Origin of the sequence: Marinobacter sp. M3C, from assembly GCF_023311895.1 — a bacterium.
In the GTDB taxonomy this organism is placed as follows: domain Bacteria; phylum Pseudomonadota; class Gammaproteobacteria; order Pseudomonadales; family Oleiphilaceae; genus Marinobacter.
In genome coordinates this window covers 3,512,224-3,527,692 of the sequence record NZ_CP092284.1, presented here as the reverse complement: position 1 = coordinate 3,527,692, position 15,469 = coordinate 3,512,224, and the positions used below count along the sequence as shown (strand labels likewise).

14 protein-coding genes and 4 pseudogenes are annotated in these 15,469 nt (G+C 56.5%); 11 read left to right on the top strand and 7 right to left on the bottom strand.

What is annotated here, in order from left to right:
• Positions 1 to 25: 25 nt before the first annotated feature.
• The 5 genes and pseudogenes from MIH18_RS16500 to MIH18_RS16480 all read left to right on the top strand — a co-directional run.
• A complete protein-coding gene (locus tag MIH18_RS16500; protein WP_249012935.1) occupies positions 26 to 1,000 on the top strand; it encodes a 2-dehydro-3-deoxygalactonokinase in 975 nt (324 codons plus the stop codon).
• Positions 1,001 to 1,050: 50 nt separating this feature from the next.
• A complete protein-coding gene (locus MIH18_RS16495; protein ID WP_249012934.1) occupies positions 1,051 to 1,659 on the top strand; it encodes a 2-dehydro-3-deoxy-6-phosphogalactonate aldolase in 609 nt (202 codons plus the stop codon).
• Between the two features lie 148 nt (positions 1,660 to 1,807).
• Positions 1,808 to 2,326, top strand: coding sequence for an SMP-30/gluconolactonase/LRE family protein (locus tag MIH18_RS16490; protein ID WP_283164746.1), 519 nt, complete (start codon positions 1,808 to 1,810; stop codon positions 2,324 to 2,326).
• A complete protein-coding gene (locus tag MIH18_RS16485; protein ID WP_283164745.1) occupies positions 2,323 to 3,231 on the top strand; it encodes an IS5 family transposase in 909 nt (302 codons plus the stop codon). Before MIH18_RS16490 ends, MIH18_RS16485 begins: the two co-directional genes overlap by 4 nt.
• A gap of 135 nt (positions 3,232 to 3,366) precedes the next feature.
• Positions 3,367 to 3,510: pseudogene (locus tag MIH18_RS16480) on the top strand (IS630 family transposase); the annotation flags it as partial.
• A gap of 31 nt (positions 3,511 to 3,541) precedes the next feature.
• On the opposite strand, the gene MIH18_RS16475 reads toward MIH18_RS16480, so the two are convergent.
• Positions 3,542 to 4,630, bottom strand: a complete 1,089-nt coding sequence (locus MIH18_RS16475) for an IS630 family transposase (protein ID WP_249006263.1) — start codon at positions 4,628 to 4,630, stop codon at positions 3,542 to 3,544.
• Between the two features lie 158 nt (positions 4,631 to 4,788).
• Here MIH18_RS16475 and MIH18_RS16470 point away from each other — a divergent pair, with 158 nt between their 5' ends.
• The 5 genes from MIH18_RS16470 to MIH18_RS16450 all read left to right on the top strand — a co-directional run bounded on the left by MIH18_RS16470 (position 4,789) and on the right by MIH18_RS16450 (position 8,233).
• Positions 4,789 to 5,184 (top strand): hypothetical protein, encoded by a 396-nt coding sequence (locus MIH18_RS16470; RefSeq protein ID WP_249012933.1) that lies wholly within the window; start codon positions 4,789 to 4,791, stop codon positions 5,182 to 5,184.
• Between the two features lie 85 nt (positions 5,185 to 5,269).
• On the top strand, positions 5,270 to 5,407 hold the full coding sequence (locus tag MIH18_RS16465) for a hypothetical protein (RefSeq protein WP_249012932.1): 138 nt from the start codon (positions 5,270 to 5,272) through the stop codon (positions 5,405 to 5,407).
• Between the two features lie 108 nt (positions 5,408 to 5,515).
• On the top strand, positions 5,516 to 6,523 hold the full coding sequence (locus MIH18_RS16460; RefSeq protein WP_249012931.1) for a sugar kinase: 1,008 nt from the start codon (positions 5,516 to 5,518) through the stop codon (positions 6,521 to 6,523).
• A 73-nt stretch (positions 6,524 to 6,596) separates the two neighbouring features.
• The gene (locus tag MIH18_RS16455) at positions 6,597 to 7,577 is read left to right on the top strand and encodes a D-glycerate dehydrogenase (protein ID WP_249012930.1); all 981 of its coding nucleotides are present in this window, start codon (positions 6,597 to 6,599) and stop codon (positions 7,575 to 7,577) included.
• Positions 7,574 to 8,233: an HAD-IA family hydrolase gene (locus MIH18_RS16450; protein ID WP_249012929.1), complete on the top strand. Its 660-nt coding sequence runs from the start codon at positions 7,574 to 7,576 to the stop codon at positions 8,231 to 8,233. Before MIH18_RS16455 ends, MIH18_RS16450 begins: the two co-directional genes overlap by 4 nt.
• Before the next feature lie 178 nt (positions 8,234 to 8,411).
• On the opposite strand, the pseudogene MIH18_RS16445 reads toward MIH18_RS16450, so the two are convergent.
• The 6 genes and pseudogenes from MIH18_RS16445 to MIH18_RS16420 all read right to left on the bottom strand — a co-directional run.
• Positions 8,412 to 8,798, bottom strand: a pseudogene (locus MIH18_RS16445) (dihydroxy-acid dehydratase); the annotation flags it as partial.
• 6 nt (positions 8,799 to 8,804) lie between these two features.
• Positions 8,805 to 9,044 (bottom strand): annotated as a pseudogene (locus MIH18_RS16440) (Gfo/Idh/MocA family oxidoreductase); the annotation flags it as partial.
• A gap of 88 nt (positions 9,045 to 9,132) precedes the next feature.
• Complete coding sequence (locus tag MIH18_RS16435) at positions 9,133 to 9,903, bottom strand: FCD domain-containing protein (protein ID WP_249012928.1); 771 nt, start codon at positions 9,901 to 9,903, stop codon at positions 9,133 to 9,135.
• 30 nt (positions 9,904 to 9,933) lie between these two features.
• Complete coding sequence (locus MIH18_RS16430) at positions 9,934 to 10,878, bottom strand: DMT family transporter (RefSeq protein WP_249012927.1); 945 nt, start codon at positions 10,876 to 10,878, stop codon at positions 9,934 to 9,936.
• 1 nt (position 10,879) lies between these two features.
• Entirely contained in the window at positions 10,880 to 12,682 is a 1,803-nt protein-coding gene (locus tag MIH18_RS16425; RefSeq protein WP_249012926.1) for an IlvD/Edd family dehydratase, read from the bottom strand.
• A 157-nt stretch (positions 12,683 to 12,839) separates the two neighbouring features.
• A pseudogene (locus MIH18_RS16420) lies at positions 12,840 to 13,781 on the bottom strand (IS1595 family transposase).
• Positions 13,782 to 14,040: 259 nt separating this feature from the next.
• Between MIH18_RS16420 and MIH18_RS16415 the strand changes: the two are divergent.
• Complete coding sequence (locus MIH18_RS16415; protein WP_249012925.1) at positions 14,041 to 15,021, top strand: tripartite tricarboxylate transporter substrate binding protein; 981 nt, start codon at positions 14,041 to 14,043, stop codon at positions 15,019 to 15,021.
• Positions 15,022 to 15,469: the final 448 nt, after the last annotated feature.

Here is a 15,469-nt window from a genome sequence, read left to right as displayed (position 1 = left end):
ATGCTATCAGCCATGAAACTTAATCATGAGTGATACTGCTGCAGAGATAGCTAGTCAGTTGGCCTGGATTGCCGTGGACTGGGGTTCCAGCAACCTGCGCGCCTGGGGGTTAGATAAACACGACCACGTGATTGCCCAAGCCGGCAGTGATAAGGGCATGCTGTCGCTTACCCCCGACCAGTATGAAGCCGAGCTGCTGCACCTAATCGGCGAATGGCTGCCCGGTAGTGGGCAGATAGAAGTGATCGTTTGTGGCATGGCGGGTGCCCGCCAAGGCTGGCAAGAAGCCGCTTATTTGCCGGTACCTACGCGGCTAGATCAGCTCACCCAAGGTGCAGTGTTGCCGACGCTGGCAGGCGCCCAGCTGCGTGTTTATCTGCTCCCCGGTTTAAGCCAAACTTGCAGCGCCTCTAGTCATTCGGATGTTATGCGCGGTGAAGAAACGCAACTGGCAGGGTTGGTTGCCGAAACCCCCGCCTTTTCCGGCCTCGCTTGCCTGCCCGGCACGCATGCCAAATGGGCGACTCTTGAGTCGGGTGCGGTAACGCAGTTTACAACTTATCTAACCGGTGAGCTATACCAACTGCTGGCACACCAATCGGTTCTGCAACACTCGGTTGGCAGCGACGACCTAAACGACCCCGCTTGCCATGACGCCTTTATCTCAGCAGTAAGCGAGATCAATGATGCGCCCGAAACGTTTAGTAGCCGGCTATTCGGGCTACGCGCTCAAGATTTACTCGATGGCCGCCTGCCCTCTGGCAAGGCGCGAGCTGCTGTGCTCTCAGCACGGCTTTCGGGGCTTACCATAGGGCTTGAGCTTGCCGGTACCTGCCATGACCGCCCGAATGGCGAGCCGATAACACTGATTGGCAATAAAGAACTTTGCCATCGCTACACCTTGGCTCTCAATACGATCGGCTTTCAGACGCAGCATCTGGAGGGCGACGTGGCCGTACTGGCAGGCCTTCGGCTCGCCCACAAAGCGCTGAAGGCTTAATGCTGCTCGGCCTTGCTTCATGCTGCTAACTGTTAATGGAGAGATTTCCTATGACGTTGCCACTGATCGGTATTTTGCGTGGTGTGACGCCCGACGAAGTCATTGAAGTCGCCGAAGCGGTGCTTGCCACTGGCATCACCCAGATTGAAGTGCCTCTCAATTCCCCGGGCCCGCTGGAAAGCATTCGCCGGTTGGTGGATGCCTTTGGCGAGCGCGCTCTGATTGGGGCAGGCACGGTGCTAACGCCTGCTCAGGTGCGTGACGTTCACGCAGTCGGAGGGCGATTGATCGTCTCACCTAACTGTCGCGCGCCCGTGATTGAAGAGACGCATCGGCTTGGCATGGCGAGCTGGCCGGGGATTGTCACCCCATCGGAAGCCTTCGATGCCCTAGATGCGGGCGCTACCGGGCTCAAGCTATTCCCAGCGGTTCAGGTAGGATTAGAGGGTATGAAAGCCGTGCGCGCAGTGCTGCCAACGAGCACACTACTATATGCCGTGGGCGGCGTCGGCGTGGATAATTTTGCCGCTTGGCGCGCCGCAGGAGTGGATGGTGCCGGCCTTGGCAGCGCGCTGTATAAACCCGGCCAAACTGCCTTACATGTGGGCAAGCAAGCCCAAGCGCTGGTCGATGCCTGGCTAGCAGGAGGAAAAACATGAGTATCTCTACGTGGCAAGCTGAGTTGTCAGTAGACTGCCGCTGTATGCTGGGTGAAGGCCCTCAATGGCAAGCGAGCAGCGAACTACTCTACTGGTGCAATATTTTAGAGCAACGGCTCTACTGGCTATCCCCCCGCTACGGGAGAGAATGGCTATTATCAGCTTGATCACATGGTTTCACTGGCAGCGCCCCTTGATGAGAGGCGACCCGCTGCTAGTCGGCGAAGATCGCCTGAGTCGCTTCGACCTCATTAGCGGTAATAATGAAAGGTTTTGTGATTTCGAAGCTGATAACCCAATCACCCGAAGCAACGATGCCCGCACTGATCGCTACGGCAGCCTATGGCTCTCCAGCATGGGCAAGGCCGCCGAAAAAGGCGCGGGTAGTCTTTACCGACTGCATCGCGGTAAACTCACGCGTTTGCGTTCTGGTCTGACCATTCCCAATGCACTGTGCTTCTCGGCCAATGGCAAGTTTGCCTGGTTCACCGATACCGTGACAGGCGTTATGATGCGCTGGGCGCTTGATAACGATGGACGGCCAAAAGGTGGACCGACGCCTTGGGCTGACTTTTCCTCAACGCCAGGCAATCCGGACGGCGCCGTGGTGGATAGCGAAGGTTGCCTGTGGCTAGCCTCGGGGGTGCGGGTCAAGTGGTACGCTTGAACTATGACGGCCAGGTGATTGGCAGTGTACAGCTGCCGGTCAGCCAGCCCTCCTGCCAAGCCTTCGCCGGGCCAACCCAGGAGCAGCTTTATATCACTACTGCCCAAGAAGGGCTGAATACCGAGCAGCCTTCTGCAGGCTCGCTCTATATTGTAGAAACCGGCATTGCCGGGCTAGCCGAGCCAACATTAAGGCTAGAATGGACTACGTACAGACCTGCTTTAAATAACAAGGCAGGCCTACGCAGGACAGTCGAAGGTATTCTGTTCAGAATGCGTACTGGCATACCATGGAGAGATCTGCCAGAGCATTTCGGCAAGTGGAACTCCATCTACAAGGCGTTCAATCACTGGTCGAAAAAAGGCATCTGGAAAAAGCTCTTTAGTGGGCTGACAACCGACTCGAACCTGGAGCTGGTCTTCATTGATGGCCGCGATGTAAAAGCGCACCACCACAGCGCCGGAGCCGCCGCCGGTCACGATGAACACATCGGTAAAAGCAGAGCTGGCAACACATCCAAGGTCCATCTGGCCATCAATGCTAAAGGTCTGTCGCACGTATTCACCATCACAGGCGGGCACATCAATGACTGTACAGAAGCGCCCGCGCTCATCAAAAAAATTGAAGGTGCACAGATACTAATAGCCGATAAAGGATACGACAGTCAGACGATACGCGCTGAGGCAGAAGCCCTCGGAATGAGCGTTATTATTCCCAGAAAGAAAAATTCGATCAAGGGCAACAAGGGACTCGACTGGCAGCTGTACAAGCTCAGACATCTGGTGGAGAACGCGTTTGCCAGACTCAAGCATTGTCGGGCCGTCGCCATCAGATATGACAAGCTTGCTCGAAATTATGAGAGCATCGTGTCTCTGGCGTGCGCGTTTCTATGGCTACCGATGTGAATTGTCAACAGCCCCTAGCAATTAGATGCTTTTTCTGTGTTGGTTTGGACTGACCAGTACGCTGTCACTGAATGTGGTTTTGGGCGCTAAGGCTGACAGGTTCCATTCAATTGTAGGGCAATGGCCAAACCGAAGGTTGGTGAACTCAAGACAGCCATTCGCCGATGCATCAAGACGCACAATGAAAAGCTGACAAAGCCTTTTCGCTGGTATAAAAGCGCAGAATCCATTATGACATCGGTGGCGCGAGCAAAGCTGAGTGTTATCAATAATAAATAAACGAATTACCCAAACGAGGCACTAGTGTCCCTTAACAGAAGTCCGTTTGTTTATTGAGTTTGTCTGATAATCTAGCGATTGACTCAATAATCTGGTCGGCAGATTTATGCCATTCAAAGGGTTTCGGGTCGTCATTGTAAATCTTCAGATAGTCTTTGATCGAGCTCTCAAGCTCACGTGTGCTGCGATGTGAATTTCGTTTAATCCAGCGCTCTGAAATCAGCCCAAAGAACCGCTCGACTTGATTGATCCAGGATGCTGAAGTCGGCGTGAAATGCACGTGATAGCGCGGCCTCGCGGCAAACCAGGCGCGCACCTTTGCCGTTTTGTGTGTCCCGTAATTGTCCATGACTAGATGAACGTCCAAATCGTGTGGGACGGCGCGATCAATCTCTTTTAAAAAGGCCAGGAATTCCGTTGCACGGTGTCGGCGATGAAGTCTGCCGATCACTTCCCCGGTCGCTATATCAAGTGCCGCGAACAGCGTCGTGGTGCCATGTCGGACGTAATCATGTGTTCTGGTTTCTGTGTGCCCGAAGGACAGGGGCAGCGCTGGCTGAGTTCGATTGATAGCTTGTATCTGACTTTTCTCATCGACACACAGCACCAACGCCTTCGTTGGTGGGTTCATGTACAAGCCAACGATATCGTGAACCTTGGCTACAAAATGGGGATCGGTAGACAGCTTGAACGTATCATGGCGATGCGGCTTCAAACCAAAAGCCCTCCAGATTCGACTCACCGACATAGCGCTCAATCCGGCCTCTTTTGCCATCAGCTTCGTCGACCAGTGGGTGGCATTTTTTGGCTTTTCCCTGAGCGTTTTATTAATTAAATCAGTAACTTTTTGATCATTTATGGTTCGAGGCCGACCGGTTCTGGGCGCATCAGTCAGGCCTGCAACCCGGCGCGCCTTAAAACGGTTTCGCCACTTACTCACCGTTTCGGAGGTCACCCCAACGCGGTCACCGACCACCCTGCCTGGAAGGCCTTCAGTACTTAGCAGAATGATGCGCGCTCGCAACTGTTCAGCCGCAGGCATGCGTTGTCGCCGCAACCACGACTCCAACTCCTCTCGCTCAGAGTCACTTACTTCAAGGGGTCTAGCTATCCGCGCCATGAGCACCTCTCCTGTGTCTGTTTGTCAGATTATACAGGACGGAATAATTATCTATACGGATTTTTGTTAAGGGACACTAGTGGTTAGCGTTCAATCGGGTAAAACCGGCTGAACGGTGATCTTCCCACAGAGGACTTTCACCCCATTAGTTCATACCCATGCTGGGTGTACACAAGTGGCTCACCGCCAGCCTCGTCGAAGCCGCCGCCACAGTGGTCGGGCAGATCTTCGACGAGGCCGGGCGCCGGGACCCCGGTCATCAGCGCACCTGGATCGCGCTCGTCGACGGCAACAACCAGATCAACCGCATCAGGGCCGAAGCACACCAGCACAACATCGGAATCACCATCCTGATCGACTTCATCCACGTGCTGGAATACCTCTGGAAAGCGGCCTGGTGCTTCCACAGCGAGAGCGACCTCGTCGCCGAGACCTGGGTCCAACACAAGGCCCGCGCCGTCCTCGCCGGCAAAGCGACCCAGGTCGCCTGCCTGGACCGCGGCCACCGCACCGCAGCCGATACCTGCGCAACCTACCTGACCAACAAGACTTAACACCTGGACTGGCCATCGCCACCGGCATTATCGAAGGTGCCTGCCGCCACATCGTGGCTGACCGGATCGACATAACCGGCGCACGGTGGAAGCCATCCTCAAAACCCGCGCACTACGCAGCAACGGCGACCTCGACAAGTACTGGGCCTACCACCTTGCCCAAGAACACGACCGCATTCACCAGGCCCGCTACGCCAATACGATCACCCTGCGGGCAGCATAGCTGTCACTCCAGAAGAGCCGCACCCATATCAATTAATGATATAGTGACCCGAGACTTCAGACCTCCACGAACGCGCTTCTCCAGACGCCACCTGCAAGAGGAAACGATATGTCATCCCACCGGACCGACCCCGAGATTCTCGCCTTCGGTGAGGCCATGACGATGTTCGTTGCCGACTCGGTAGGCGAACTGTCGGACGTTGAACACTTCCAGCGGCGTATCGCCGGTGCCGACACCAACGTGGCCATCGGCCTGGCGCGCCTGGGCTTTCACGTCGGCTGGCTGAGTCGGGTCGGTGACGACAGCTTCGGGCGCTACATTCGTCGCACCCTGGAACACGAAGGGTTGGACTGCCGGCATCTTCACAGCAGCGCGAACCATGCCACCGGTCTAGTGTTCAAGGAGCGCGCCGATGCCGGCGCCGACCCGCGAGTCGAATATTTCCGACGCAACAGCGCCGCCGGCCAATTGTCGCCAGCCGACGCCGCCGGTGTGGCGTTCGGTGCGGCAAGACACCTGCACGCCACCGGCATTCCGCCAGTCGTATCGGCCAGTTGTCGCGACCTGTCCTGGCACATGCTGGAACGCGCCCGGGCCGCCGGTGTCAGCATCTCCTTCGATCCCAACCTGCGTCCGGGCCTCTGGGCCAGCGAGACCGAGATGTGCGAGACGCTGAATGCCATGGCGGCCAGGGCCGACTGGGTACTGCCGGGCCTCAGCGAAGGCCGACGCCTGACCGGCCTCGACACGCCCCATGACATCGCCGGCTTCTATCTCGATCGCGGCGCACAAGCGGTGATCATCAAGTTGGGGCCGGAGGGCAGCTATTACCGGGGCAAGCTCGGAGATGACGGGTTCGGTGATGACAGGCTTGGTGACAAGGAGACGAGCTTCACCGTCGCGGGCTTCTCGGTAACCGAAGTAGTCGACACTGTCGGGGCCGGTGATGGCTTCGCCGTGGGGGTTATCAGCGCTTTTCTCGACGGCCTGTCACCTCGCCAGGCACTTCGCCGCGGCAACCTGATCGGTGCCCAGGCGGTTCAGGTCCGCGGCGATATGGAAGGCCTGCCCAGTCGCTCGCGGCTGCAGGCACTGGAAGCCGCACCGGACGACTGAGAAGGCCTCCGACCTCTCCAACCTTATCACCCCTTCAACCTGAACGACCCGCTATGTTCTCAAAGACAGAATCATGACCAAACGCATCGTCGCGTTCAGCCGCCTCAAGCAAGCCCAGCTCGACCAGTTACGGCGGGAATTTCACGTCGATTACTTCGAGCATCTCGAGTCGATCGATAACACGGCCTTCCGTGAGGCACTCAAGAGCGCTCACGGCCTGATCGGCTCTAGCCTGAAGATCCCCGCCTCCCTCCTCGATGCGGCCCCCCAGCTGGAGGCCATCGCCACCATTTCGGTGGGTTATGACAACTATCCGGTCGAGGAAATGACGCGCCGGAGAATTCTGCTGTGCAATACCCCGGATGTGCTCACCGAGACCACCGCCGATACCGGCTTCCTGTTGATCATCGCCACGGCGCGGCGTGCGATCGAACTCGCCGATTTCGTCAAGCGTGGCGACTGGCAGGCGAGCATCGATGAGCCGCAATTCGGCAGCGACGTGCACGGCAAGACGCTAGGCATGGTCGGCATGGGACGCATCGGTGCGGCCATCGCCACGCGCGGCGCGCTGGGTTTCGGAATGAAGGTGTTGTATTCCAACGCCTCGCCCAAGCCAGCCCTGGAAAGCTCCCGCGGCGCCGAGCGGCGCGAGCTCGACGCCCTGCTCGCCGAGTCCGACTTCGTTTGCGTCACAGTGCCACTCACGGCCGAGACCGAGCATCTGTTCGGCGACAGGGAATTCGCCTTGATGAAGCCCTCGGCGATCTTCGTCAACGTCTCGCGCGGCAAGGTCGTCAATGAGCCGGCGCTGATCGGGGCGCTGGAGAAGGGTGAGATCCGCGCCGCCGGCCTCGACGTCTTCGAGCAGGAACCCCTGTCGCCGGAATCGCCGTTGCCGCACATGTCCAATGTCGTGGCGCTGCCGCATATCGGCTCGGCGACCCACGAAACCCGACTGGCCATGGCGCAGCGAGCGGTGGACAACATCTGCTTGGCCCTGAAGGGCGAGCGCCCGATCAGCCTGGTCAATGACGCTGCCTGGAGCCGGAAATGACCCAGCCGCTCTGCCTGCTCTTCGATTCTGATGGCACACTGGTTGACAGCGAGATCCTGCTCGCCACTGTCATGTGTGAGCTTCTGCCCAACTTCAGCCTGCCCTTTACCGCTCGCCAGTACATGGAAGAATTCCGCGGGGTGCGCTTCAAGTCGATCATCGAGACGCTGGAAGAACGCCATCAGGCCCTCGAAGAGGGTCGCTATCCGGTGATGGAAGCGGAAATGCGCGAGGCGATGGAAGCGCGAATGCGCGCCGAGCTCGTCGCCATCGCCGGCATCCCCGAGGCCCTCGACGCCCTGTCCGAGTACCCGAAGGCCATCGTCTCCAACGGCCCGGAGCGGAAGATCCGTTGCGCCATGCAAAGCACCAAACTAGCGCATCATTTCGCTGACAACCTGTTCAGTGCCTACACGCTGGGTGTCTGGAAACCCGATCCCGCGCTGTTTCTGAAAGCCGCCAAAGGGATGGGCGTCGCCCCCGAGCACTGCGTTGTCATCGACGATGCCGCGGTGGGGGTGGCAGCCGGACTGGAAGCCGGCATGCGGGTCATTCATCTCAACCATTTTCCCGATAATGAAGCGACACCGGCCGGCGCCATCGCGATCCGTCATGCCAGTGAACTGCCGCAGGTCATCAGGGGACTGACGATATGAACCATACTTCGTGACAAGGGGAGCAACCCTGAATCATTTTCCGCTGGAAGGTCAGGTGTCCAAGATCACCGGCTGCAACAAAGAGCTAGGTCAGGCCCATATCCGCACGTACTCCACCAGCCAAGCGCACTGCAAGGCTGGCGAAGCGATGCGGAGTTGGTGCTAGGTTGGTGTTAAGTCAGTGCTTGTCGCATGGTCGGCTGCGCCGGGCGACGTCGCGATACTTGGTGGCCGGCTCGAGCGTCATGCCGCGGCCCAGCGGCTCGACCAGGGTGCGCTGAATCTCCTGCCAGGGCGTCTGGTGACCCGGGTAGCGATAGCCACCATTGGCTTCTAGCCATTCACGACGTGCCTTGAGTTCGTCGTCATCGATCTTCAGGCGAACCTCGCCGCGGCCGATGTCGACACGCAACCAGTCACCGCTCTCCAGCAGCGCAAGTCCGCCACCGGTGGCCGCCTCGGGTGAGGCAATGAGGATCGAGGGTGAACCCGATGTGCCGGACTGACGACCATCGCCCAGGCAAGGCAACGATTCCACGCCCTGCTTGATGAGGGCTTCCGGCGGCATTTCAAGCAGCACATGTTTGCCGCGCATCAGCGCAGCACGCACCTGAGAGTGGCGCAGGTGGGTCGGCGTGCAGATCGCCACGGCGGCGATCTCAGGGTGTGCATCCAGCATAGCATCCAACGCCTTATAGGAAGGAACATCCGGCAAAGTGGCATTGGGGTCTGCGGTGGCGACGAGACGGCAGTTAGGAGTCGCGGCGATTGCCGGAAGATGCTGGTCGCGGGCAATTTTACCCACGCCCACCAGGACGATAGCAGCGTCAGATATACGGTTGCCTTAGCTTAATTGGACACAGAAATTGGAAATAGTAATTGGAAACCGAGAAAAGGGCTTAGTAAGCTGTATGAGGTAGTTCCACGCTGCACCCCAGTGAGCTGGCGCTATGCTCAAGCCCCAGCGCCTCGGCGGTACCCGCCAATACCGCTTGAGCCGCCAAGAAAGCTTCACGTGGACGGCGCAGGCGAATACTTTCCATCAGTAGACGGTGACGCTCCAGACTATCTTCAGGATCTGAAGCACTTTCGTTAGACATGGATACCAGCAAGTAGATTGAGGGCCGCAAAATATGCGATAGCTGCGCCCAGACGATATTGTGCGTCGCTTTGAAGATCGCCTCATGAAACGCAATATCGCATTCACTGTGTAAGCGCCGTTCCTCTTGGCAAGTGGCATTACGCAGATTCTGCCCTAGCCCTTCAAAGGCTTCTTCGATGGCGACGAGGTCACGTGCCTTGGCACGCTTGGCGGCGGTCATTGCAACATAAGGTTCTACATCGAGACGAAAAGCGAGGATTTCACGCTGGATATCGGGGTTAGGCGCGGCGTAACGCGTCAACCAGTCGGCCACCTGGGCATTGAGAATATGCCATTCAGAGTACTCACGCACCTTGGAGCCATGACCGGAGATACGCTCAATAATGCCCGCCTCTACCAATTGGCGAAGGTCACTGCGTACGGCGGAGCGATTAATAGCAAAGCGCTCGCATAGATCCAGCTCACGAGGCACAAAGTCACCGGGATGATAGCGCCCGCCGAAGATCTCCTCAGCAAGATGTTCGGCGATACTGGGGCGAGCTGCTGGCTTGATAAGAGATAACGTCATTATGATAAGACCTGTTTTAATTCCTACCAATCATAACGTAACCGACCGGTCTGTCGCTACTCGCAGCGTTGGATCGGCGTCCGCTCGCAGCCTCAACTCTAGCCGGCGCTCATAGAGCCCCTTAGCAGACAAAGTGCCAAGTACCAAAACACCGCCAACCAGTGCCATTGGTGCCGGCTGCTCAGCAAGAATCCACCAGGCCAGCAACGTACCGACCACCACTTCTAACAAAAGCAGCAGGCCCACCTCAGCGGCGGGCAAATAGAGGGGCCCGCGCTGCAGCAGGGTTACCCCGCAGGGAACAATAATCAGGCACAGCAGGATCACCACCGCAAGCTGATTCGGAGTCGGCAGTACAGACTCGCTCCCCGTGAGCCAAAATAGCCCTGCGATGCTACCGACAATAATGCCGTTAAAGACCAACATCGGACTCATATCAACACCGGGGCGCGTGCGGCATAACGTGAAATTAATGGCTAGGGTGGTGGCCGCCATCAAAGCAAAGGCGTTGCCTACCCAAGAGCCAGCGCCTGCATCATCCAGGGCGATCATGCCGATTCCCACCATGCACAGCCAGATCGCCAGCCAGGTTCGCCGTGGTAAACGTTCCTTGAGAATTACCCAGGAGAGGGCCGCGGCGATGAGTGGCGAACTGGCCAGTATCATCAATACGTTGCCCGCCTTGGTGTACTGATTACCGAGCACAAAACCACAGGTCGTCAGGCTGAACAACAGTGCAACGGCGATACCGGTCCAGCCACAGCGGCGATAGGCCGCCAAGGTGCCACGGCCATAGCGCAGCAGAGCGATCAGAAGAAAACCAAGCGCAGAAAGGAAACCGCGCCACATGAGTATTTCCGCATCAGGGAGATCGGCCACCTTAATCAACAGCGCATCGGGGGCCATGATCAGTGCCCCCCCACCGGTCAGCACTAACCCCTGTTGGCGATGTGACAAGGTGTTGAAACGGCTCATGTCAGTGGTTATCCCTCGGCGGGTGCTGGCGAGCGACATCGCGATACTTAGTCGCAGGTTCTAGCGTCATACCGCGATCCAGCAGTTCGATCATGCTGCGCTGAATCTCTTGCCAGGGAGTCTGGTGACCGGGGTAACGGTAGCTGCCCTGCTGGGCTAAACGCTCGCAGCGTGCTTCCAGTTCAGTTGCGTCAATCAGTAGCTGCACCTCGCCACGCTTAAGATCAACCCGCAGCCGGTCACCGCTTTCAAGCAGCGCCAAACCGCCACCCGTGGCGGCTTCTGGAGACGCATTGAGAATGGATGGCGAGCCAGAAGTACCCGATTGGCGCCCATCACCCAAACGTGGCAGCGATTCAATTCCTTGTTTGATCAGCGCTTCCGGCGGCTGCATATTAACCACTTCGGCGCTGCCAGGATGGCCCACCGGACCAGCACCGCGCATCACCAGAATGGTACGTGCGTCGATAGCCAACGCAGGATCGTCTATGTGCGCATGGTAATCCTCAGACCCATCGAAAACCACGACCTTGCCTTCAAAGGCATCGGGGTCATTGGGATCATTAAGAAAACGCTCACGAAAATCCCGGGATATCACGCTGGTTTTCATCAGCGCTGAGTCGAATAAATTGCCTTTGAGATTGAGGAACCCGGCATGCTCGACCAGCGGGTCGGCATAGCGACAAATCACATCAGTATCCTGGGTTTCGCGGCCTTGAAGGTTTTCGGCCAGTGAATGACCATTGACCGTCGTCGCCTTGCCGTGCAATTTACCTGCCGTCTGTAATTCATGGAGAATCGCGGGAACGCCACCGGCGCGATAAAACTCCTCACAAAGGAAGGCGCCTGCGGGCAATACATTGGCCAGCAGCGGGATTTTATGGCCTAAACGCTGCCAATCATCATTATCAAGCTCAACGCCCGCGTGGCGGGCAATGGCGTTAATGTGCACTGGTGCATTGGAGGAGCCACCCAGTGCAGAACACGCCACAATGGCGTTTTCAAACGCTTCTCGGGTCAGAATATCCAGCGGTCGCAAGTCTTCCCACACCATATCGACAATCCGTATGCCAGTGTCATAAGCCACCATTGCCCGCTCTTTGTAGGGGGCCGGTATGACTGCCGATCCTGGCAGGCTCATCCCCAATACTTCAGCCATGGAGTTCATCGTCGACGCCGTGCCCATGGTATTGCAGTGACCAATGGACGGCGCCGAATCGCTAGCCCGTGAGAGAAACTCTGCATAGTCAATATCACCCGCTGCCAAACGCTTGCGCAGCTCCCAGATAATCGTTCCCGAGCCCACCCGCTCGGCACCACGCCAGCCATTTAGCATTGGCCCGCCAGACAGTACAATTGCCGGGATATTGACTGTCGCCGCCGCCATTAGCGCAGCGGGGGTAGTTTTGTCGCAGCCGGTGGTCAATACCACGCCGTCTAGTGGGTACCCATGCAAAACTTCCACTAGCCCCAAATAAGCGAGGTTACGATCCAGCGCGGCAGTAGGCCTACGCACGTTTTCGTGAATAGGATGCATGGGGAATTCAAAGGGGACCCCTCCCGCCGCGCGAATACCGTCTTTCACCCGTTTGACCAGCTCAATGTGGTGGCGATTACACGGGGTTAAATCAGACCCTGACTGGCAAATACCGATGATTGGCTTACCACTGGCCAACTCACCCAGCGTGATGCCGTAATTAAGGTAGCGCTCAATGCAAAGCGCCGTGGTACCGGGGTGGTCGGGATTATCGAACCAGTAACGTGAACGCAGCTGCTCAGGAGTTATTTGGCGAGAATTGGCCATGCTGAGGCTCCACGCCTAAAATAAAGGTAATAAGTCAGTAGGCGTGCCTAAGCCACCAACATTGTCGTTTTAATAACCTTTCTATAACCAAGCAGAAAGTCTGCAATAACTGTATGCCTTCTTCACCGCAACGCAATACATATAAAAGTATACCTGATTACGCATAAGCTTCAGCCATCTTCAACAGCCTGTAAGGCATCGGTGGTGTCCGGGTTGCCACCGTCAGAAATCGTGGAAGCATGGCCTTGAGGTCTTAGCGCCGGTTGAAGCGGTATTTGAACTCGGCGAGGTAGCGAAGTGCATGCTGTCCACGGATGGCATAGTAGGTCCCGGTGATCGCGTTCTTGACGTTGCCCAGTACAGTGTTGACCCAATTGAACGCCGGGTTCGCCACGCTGGCACGTCCACCACCGGTGATATGGCGCTCATGTACGTAGGTGGACGTATCGAAGGCTCGGAAGCACCCCAGGCCGTCGCTGATGACCTGGCTGCCAGGTATAATGGCCTGCTGAGCGTAGCGACGTATCTCGACAAGGCTAAAGCCGCTCACACAGCGAAGCTGGACACGCTGCGGATGGCCCGCCTCATCGGTTTGTACGGCCGCCACAAACGGGAACGTGTGCTCAGCGCCGCGACCGCGCTTTCCCGGCCGTTCATCGCCCAGGTAGGCGTCATCGATCTCGATGCGCCCGGAGAGCTTCTCTCCCTGGTTGCGCCCGTGCATGACCTGCAGCAGCTTGTGTTTAAGCTTCCAGGCCGTGTTGTAGGCGACGCCAAGCTCCCGGGACAGTTGTAGTGCCGAGATACCACTCTTGCGCTGGGTCAGCAGGTAAATGGCCAGGAACCAGGTGGTCAACGGCAAGTGTGTCGCATGAAAGATGGTACCGGCGGTCAGCGAGGTTTGATGGTGGCAGCGGTGACACTGGTAGAGCCCCCGGGACAGCCGGCATCCGGTGGCATTGCCACAGTCGGGGCACACGAACCCCTTGGGCCAGCGATGTTGGAGGAGGGCGGTCTGGCACTGCGATTCCGTGCCGTACTGCTCAAGAAGCGCCGGCAACGACAGGCCGGGCTGGAACTGGATAGGGTTGCGTGCCATGACGTCGCCTCCTCTACTGGACATAACTCCAGTATAGGTCAAGCTGGTGAAATGGTGGCTGATCAATATGAGTAATCAGGAATTCTTTTGAGTACAGCTTTCTTGTGGTCATGTAGGTTCTCCAGGTTCAGGTATTATTCCTTAACTGGGCTGGTCACATCCATTCAACCACTTCAGGATGAAATATGACTATTGAATGCAGTAGTCGTTAATGCTAGATTCAACTCGCCACATACAAAAATACTAAATCGAGGCTCACATGAAGACTACACACAAGAAAAAATCAATCAAAAGCATTGCTGCACTGTTACTGCTAACTGCTTCCAGCTCACTGCTCGCCGCCTACCCCGAAAAGCCGATTACGATCATTGTTCCATGGTCAGCTGGTGGTGGCACAGATGCTACTGCTCGTACCATTGCCGCCGCTCTAGAAGAACAGCTAGGTCAAAATGTCAATGTTGTTAACCGTCCGGGTGGCAGTGGTGTTGTCGGTCATAGTGCTATGGCAACTGCAAAACCGGATGGCTACACCTTAGGTTTGGCAACCGGCGAGCTCAATATGATGCACTGGCTAGGCCTTACCGATCTAACGTATAAGGATTTTACTCCGATCGGTCAGATCAACTTTGATTATGCAGGGGTTCAGGTAGCTGCGGATGCTCCGTACGATTCGCTTCAAGATCTTGTTGATACCATTTCTGAGCAACCCAAGGGTACCTTTACAGCCTCTGGAACGGGGCAAGGTGGAGTATGGCATTTAGCTTTTGCCGGCTTTTTAATGGATCAAGGACTTGAAGCCAACCGTGTCACATTTATTCCTAGCCAAGGCGCAGCGCCGGCTATGATGGAGCTCGCTGCCGGAGGCATCGATATTGTTCCAAGCTCTGTTCCGGAAGCACGCTCAATGATCGAAGCAGGACGTGCCAAAAGCCTAGGTGTCATGGCACCAGAGCGTATTAACAGCTTTCCCGATGTACCGACTATCAATGAATCGATTGGAAGTGATTATCTAGTAGGTGAATGGCGAGGCATCGTTGGCCCTAAAGGTATGGATAAAAAGATCGTTTCGACTATCGAGAAAGCTCTTGAATCTGCCTACAACAGTGATACCTATCAGGACTTCATGGCCAAACAAGGCTTTGGGACGGAGTGGCGTAATGCTGAAGGCTTTAGCAAATTGATGATCGAAATGGATGCTGTGTATGGAGATATCATCAAGAACGTTGGGTTGAGTCAATAAGGGCAAGCAATGAGAGATTTATTTTTGGGCCTAACCTTTATGCTGCTAGGCGCAGTCGTCGTTACTGTCGCTAGCCAGTACCCTACGATGGCTAGCCTTCAATATGGTCCGTCTCTGTTCCCCTCCCTTATCGGGGGAGGGTTTCTTATAGGGGGCTTGGTGATTTCAGTAACGCAGTTACTTACACTAAAAAGTCAGCTGCTAGGCGCAGGTGCCAGTATAAGAACAGCGTTGGACTTCCGCTCTATTCTTGTGTCGCTTCTTCCTTGTGGGCTAATTATATTTTATATATTCGCCAGCGAATTTCTCGGCGCAGCCCTTTGTCTGGGGGTCATAATGTTCGTGCTAATGCTGGTTAGAAGAACTTCCTTGCCCTTAGCATTATGCGTATCCCTCATCGCATCATTAATTATCTATTTTTTATTCGCGCGATACTTGCTGATCCCCC

What these genes read in the sequence shown, in the direction of transcription:
- MIH18_RS16500 (WP_249012935.1), top strand. Translation starts at nt 26, where the DNA reads ATGAGTGATACTGCTGCAGAGATAGCTAGTCAGTTGGCCTGGATTGCC.
- MIH18_RS16495 (WP_249012934.1), top strand. Translation starts at nt 1,051, where the DNA reads ATGACGTTGCCACTGATCGGTATTTTGCGTGGTGTGACGCCCGACGAA.
- MIH18_RS16490 (WP_283164746.1), top strand. Translation starts at nt 1,808, where the DNA reads ATGGCTATTATCAGCTTGATCACATGGTTTCACTGGCAGCGCCCCTTG.
- MIH18_RS16475 (WP_249006263.1), bottom strand. Translation starts at nt 4,630, where the DNA reads ATGGCGCGGATAGCTAGACCCCTTGAAGTAAGTGACTCTGAGCGAGAG.
- MIH18_RS16470 (WP_249012933.1), top strand. Translation starts at nt 4,789, where the DNA reads ATGCTGGGTGTACACAAGTGGCTCACCGCCAGCCTCGTCGAAGCCGCC.
- MIH18_RS16460 (WP_249012931.1), top strand. Translation starts at nt 5,516, where the DNA reads ATGTCATCCCACCGGACCGACCCCGAGATTCTCGCCTTCGGTGAGGCC.
- MIH18_RS16455 (WP_249012930.1), top strand. Translation starts at nt 6,597, where the DNA reads ATGACCAAACGCATCGTCGCGTTCAGCCGCCTCAAGCAAGCCCAGCTC.
- MIH18_RS16450 (WP_249012929.1), top strand. Translation starts at nt 7,574, where the DNA reads ATGACCCAGCCGCTCTGCCTGCTCTTCGATTCTGATGGCACACTGGTT.
- MIH18_RS16435 (WP_249012928.1), bottom strand. Translation starts at nt 9,903, where the DNA reads ATGACGTTATCTCTTATCAAGCCAGCAGCTCGCCCCAGTATCGCCGAA.
- MIH18_RS16430 (WP_249012927.1), bottom strand. Translation starts at nt 10,878, where the DNA reads ATGAGCCGTTTCAACACCTTGTCACATCGCCAACAGGGGTTAGTGCTG.
- MIH18_RS16425 (WP_249012926.1), bottom strand. Translation starts at nt 12,682, where the DNA reads ATGGCCAATTCTCGCCAAATAACTCCTGAGCAGCTGCGTTCACGTTAC.
- MIH18_RS16415 (WP_249012925.1), top strand. Translation starts at nt 14,041, where the DNA reads ATGAAGACTACACACAAGAAAAAATCAATCAAAAGCATTGCTGCACTG.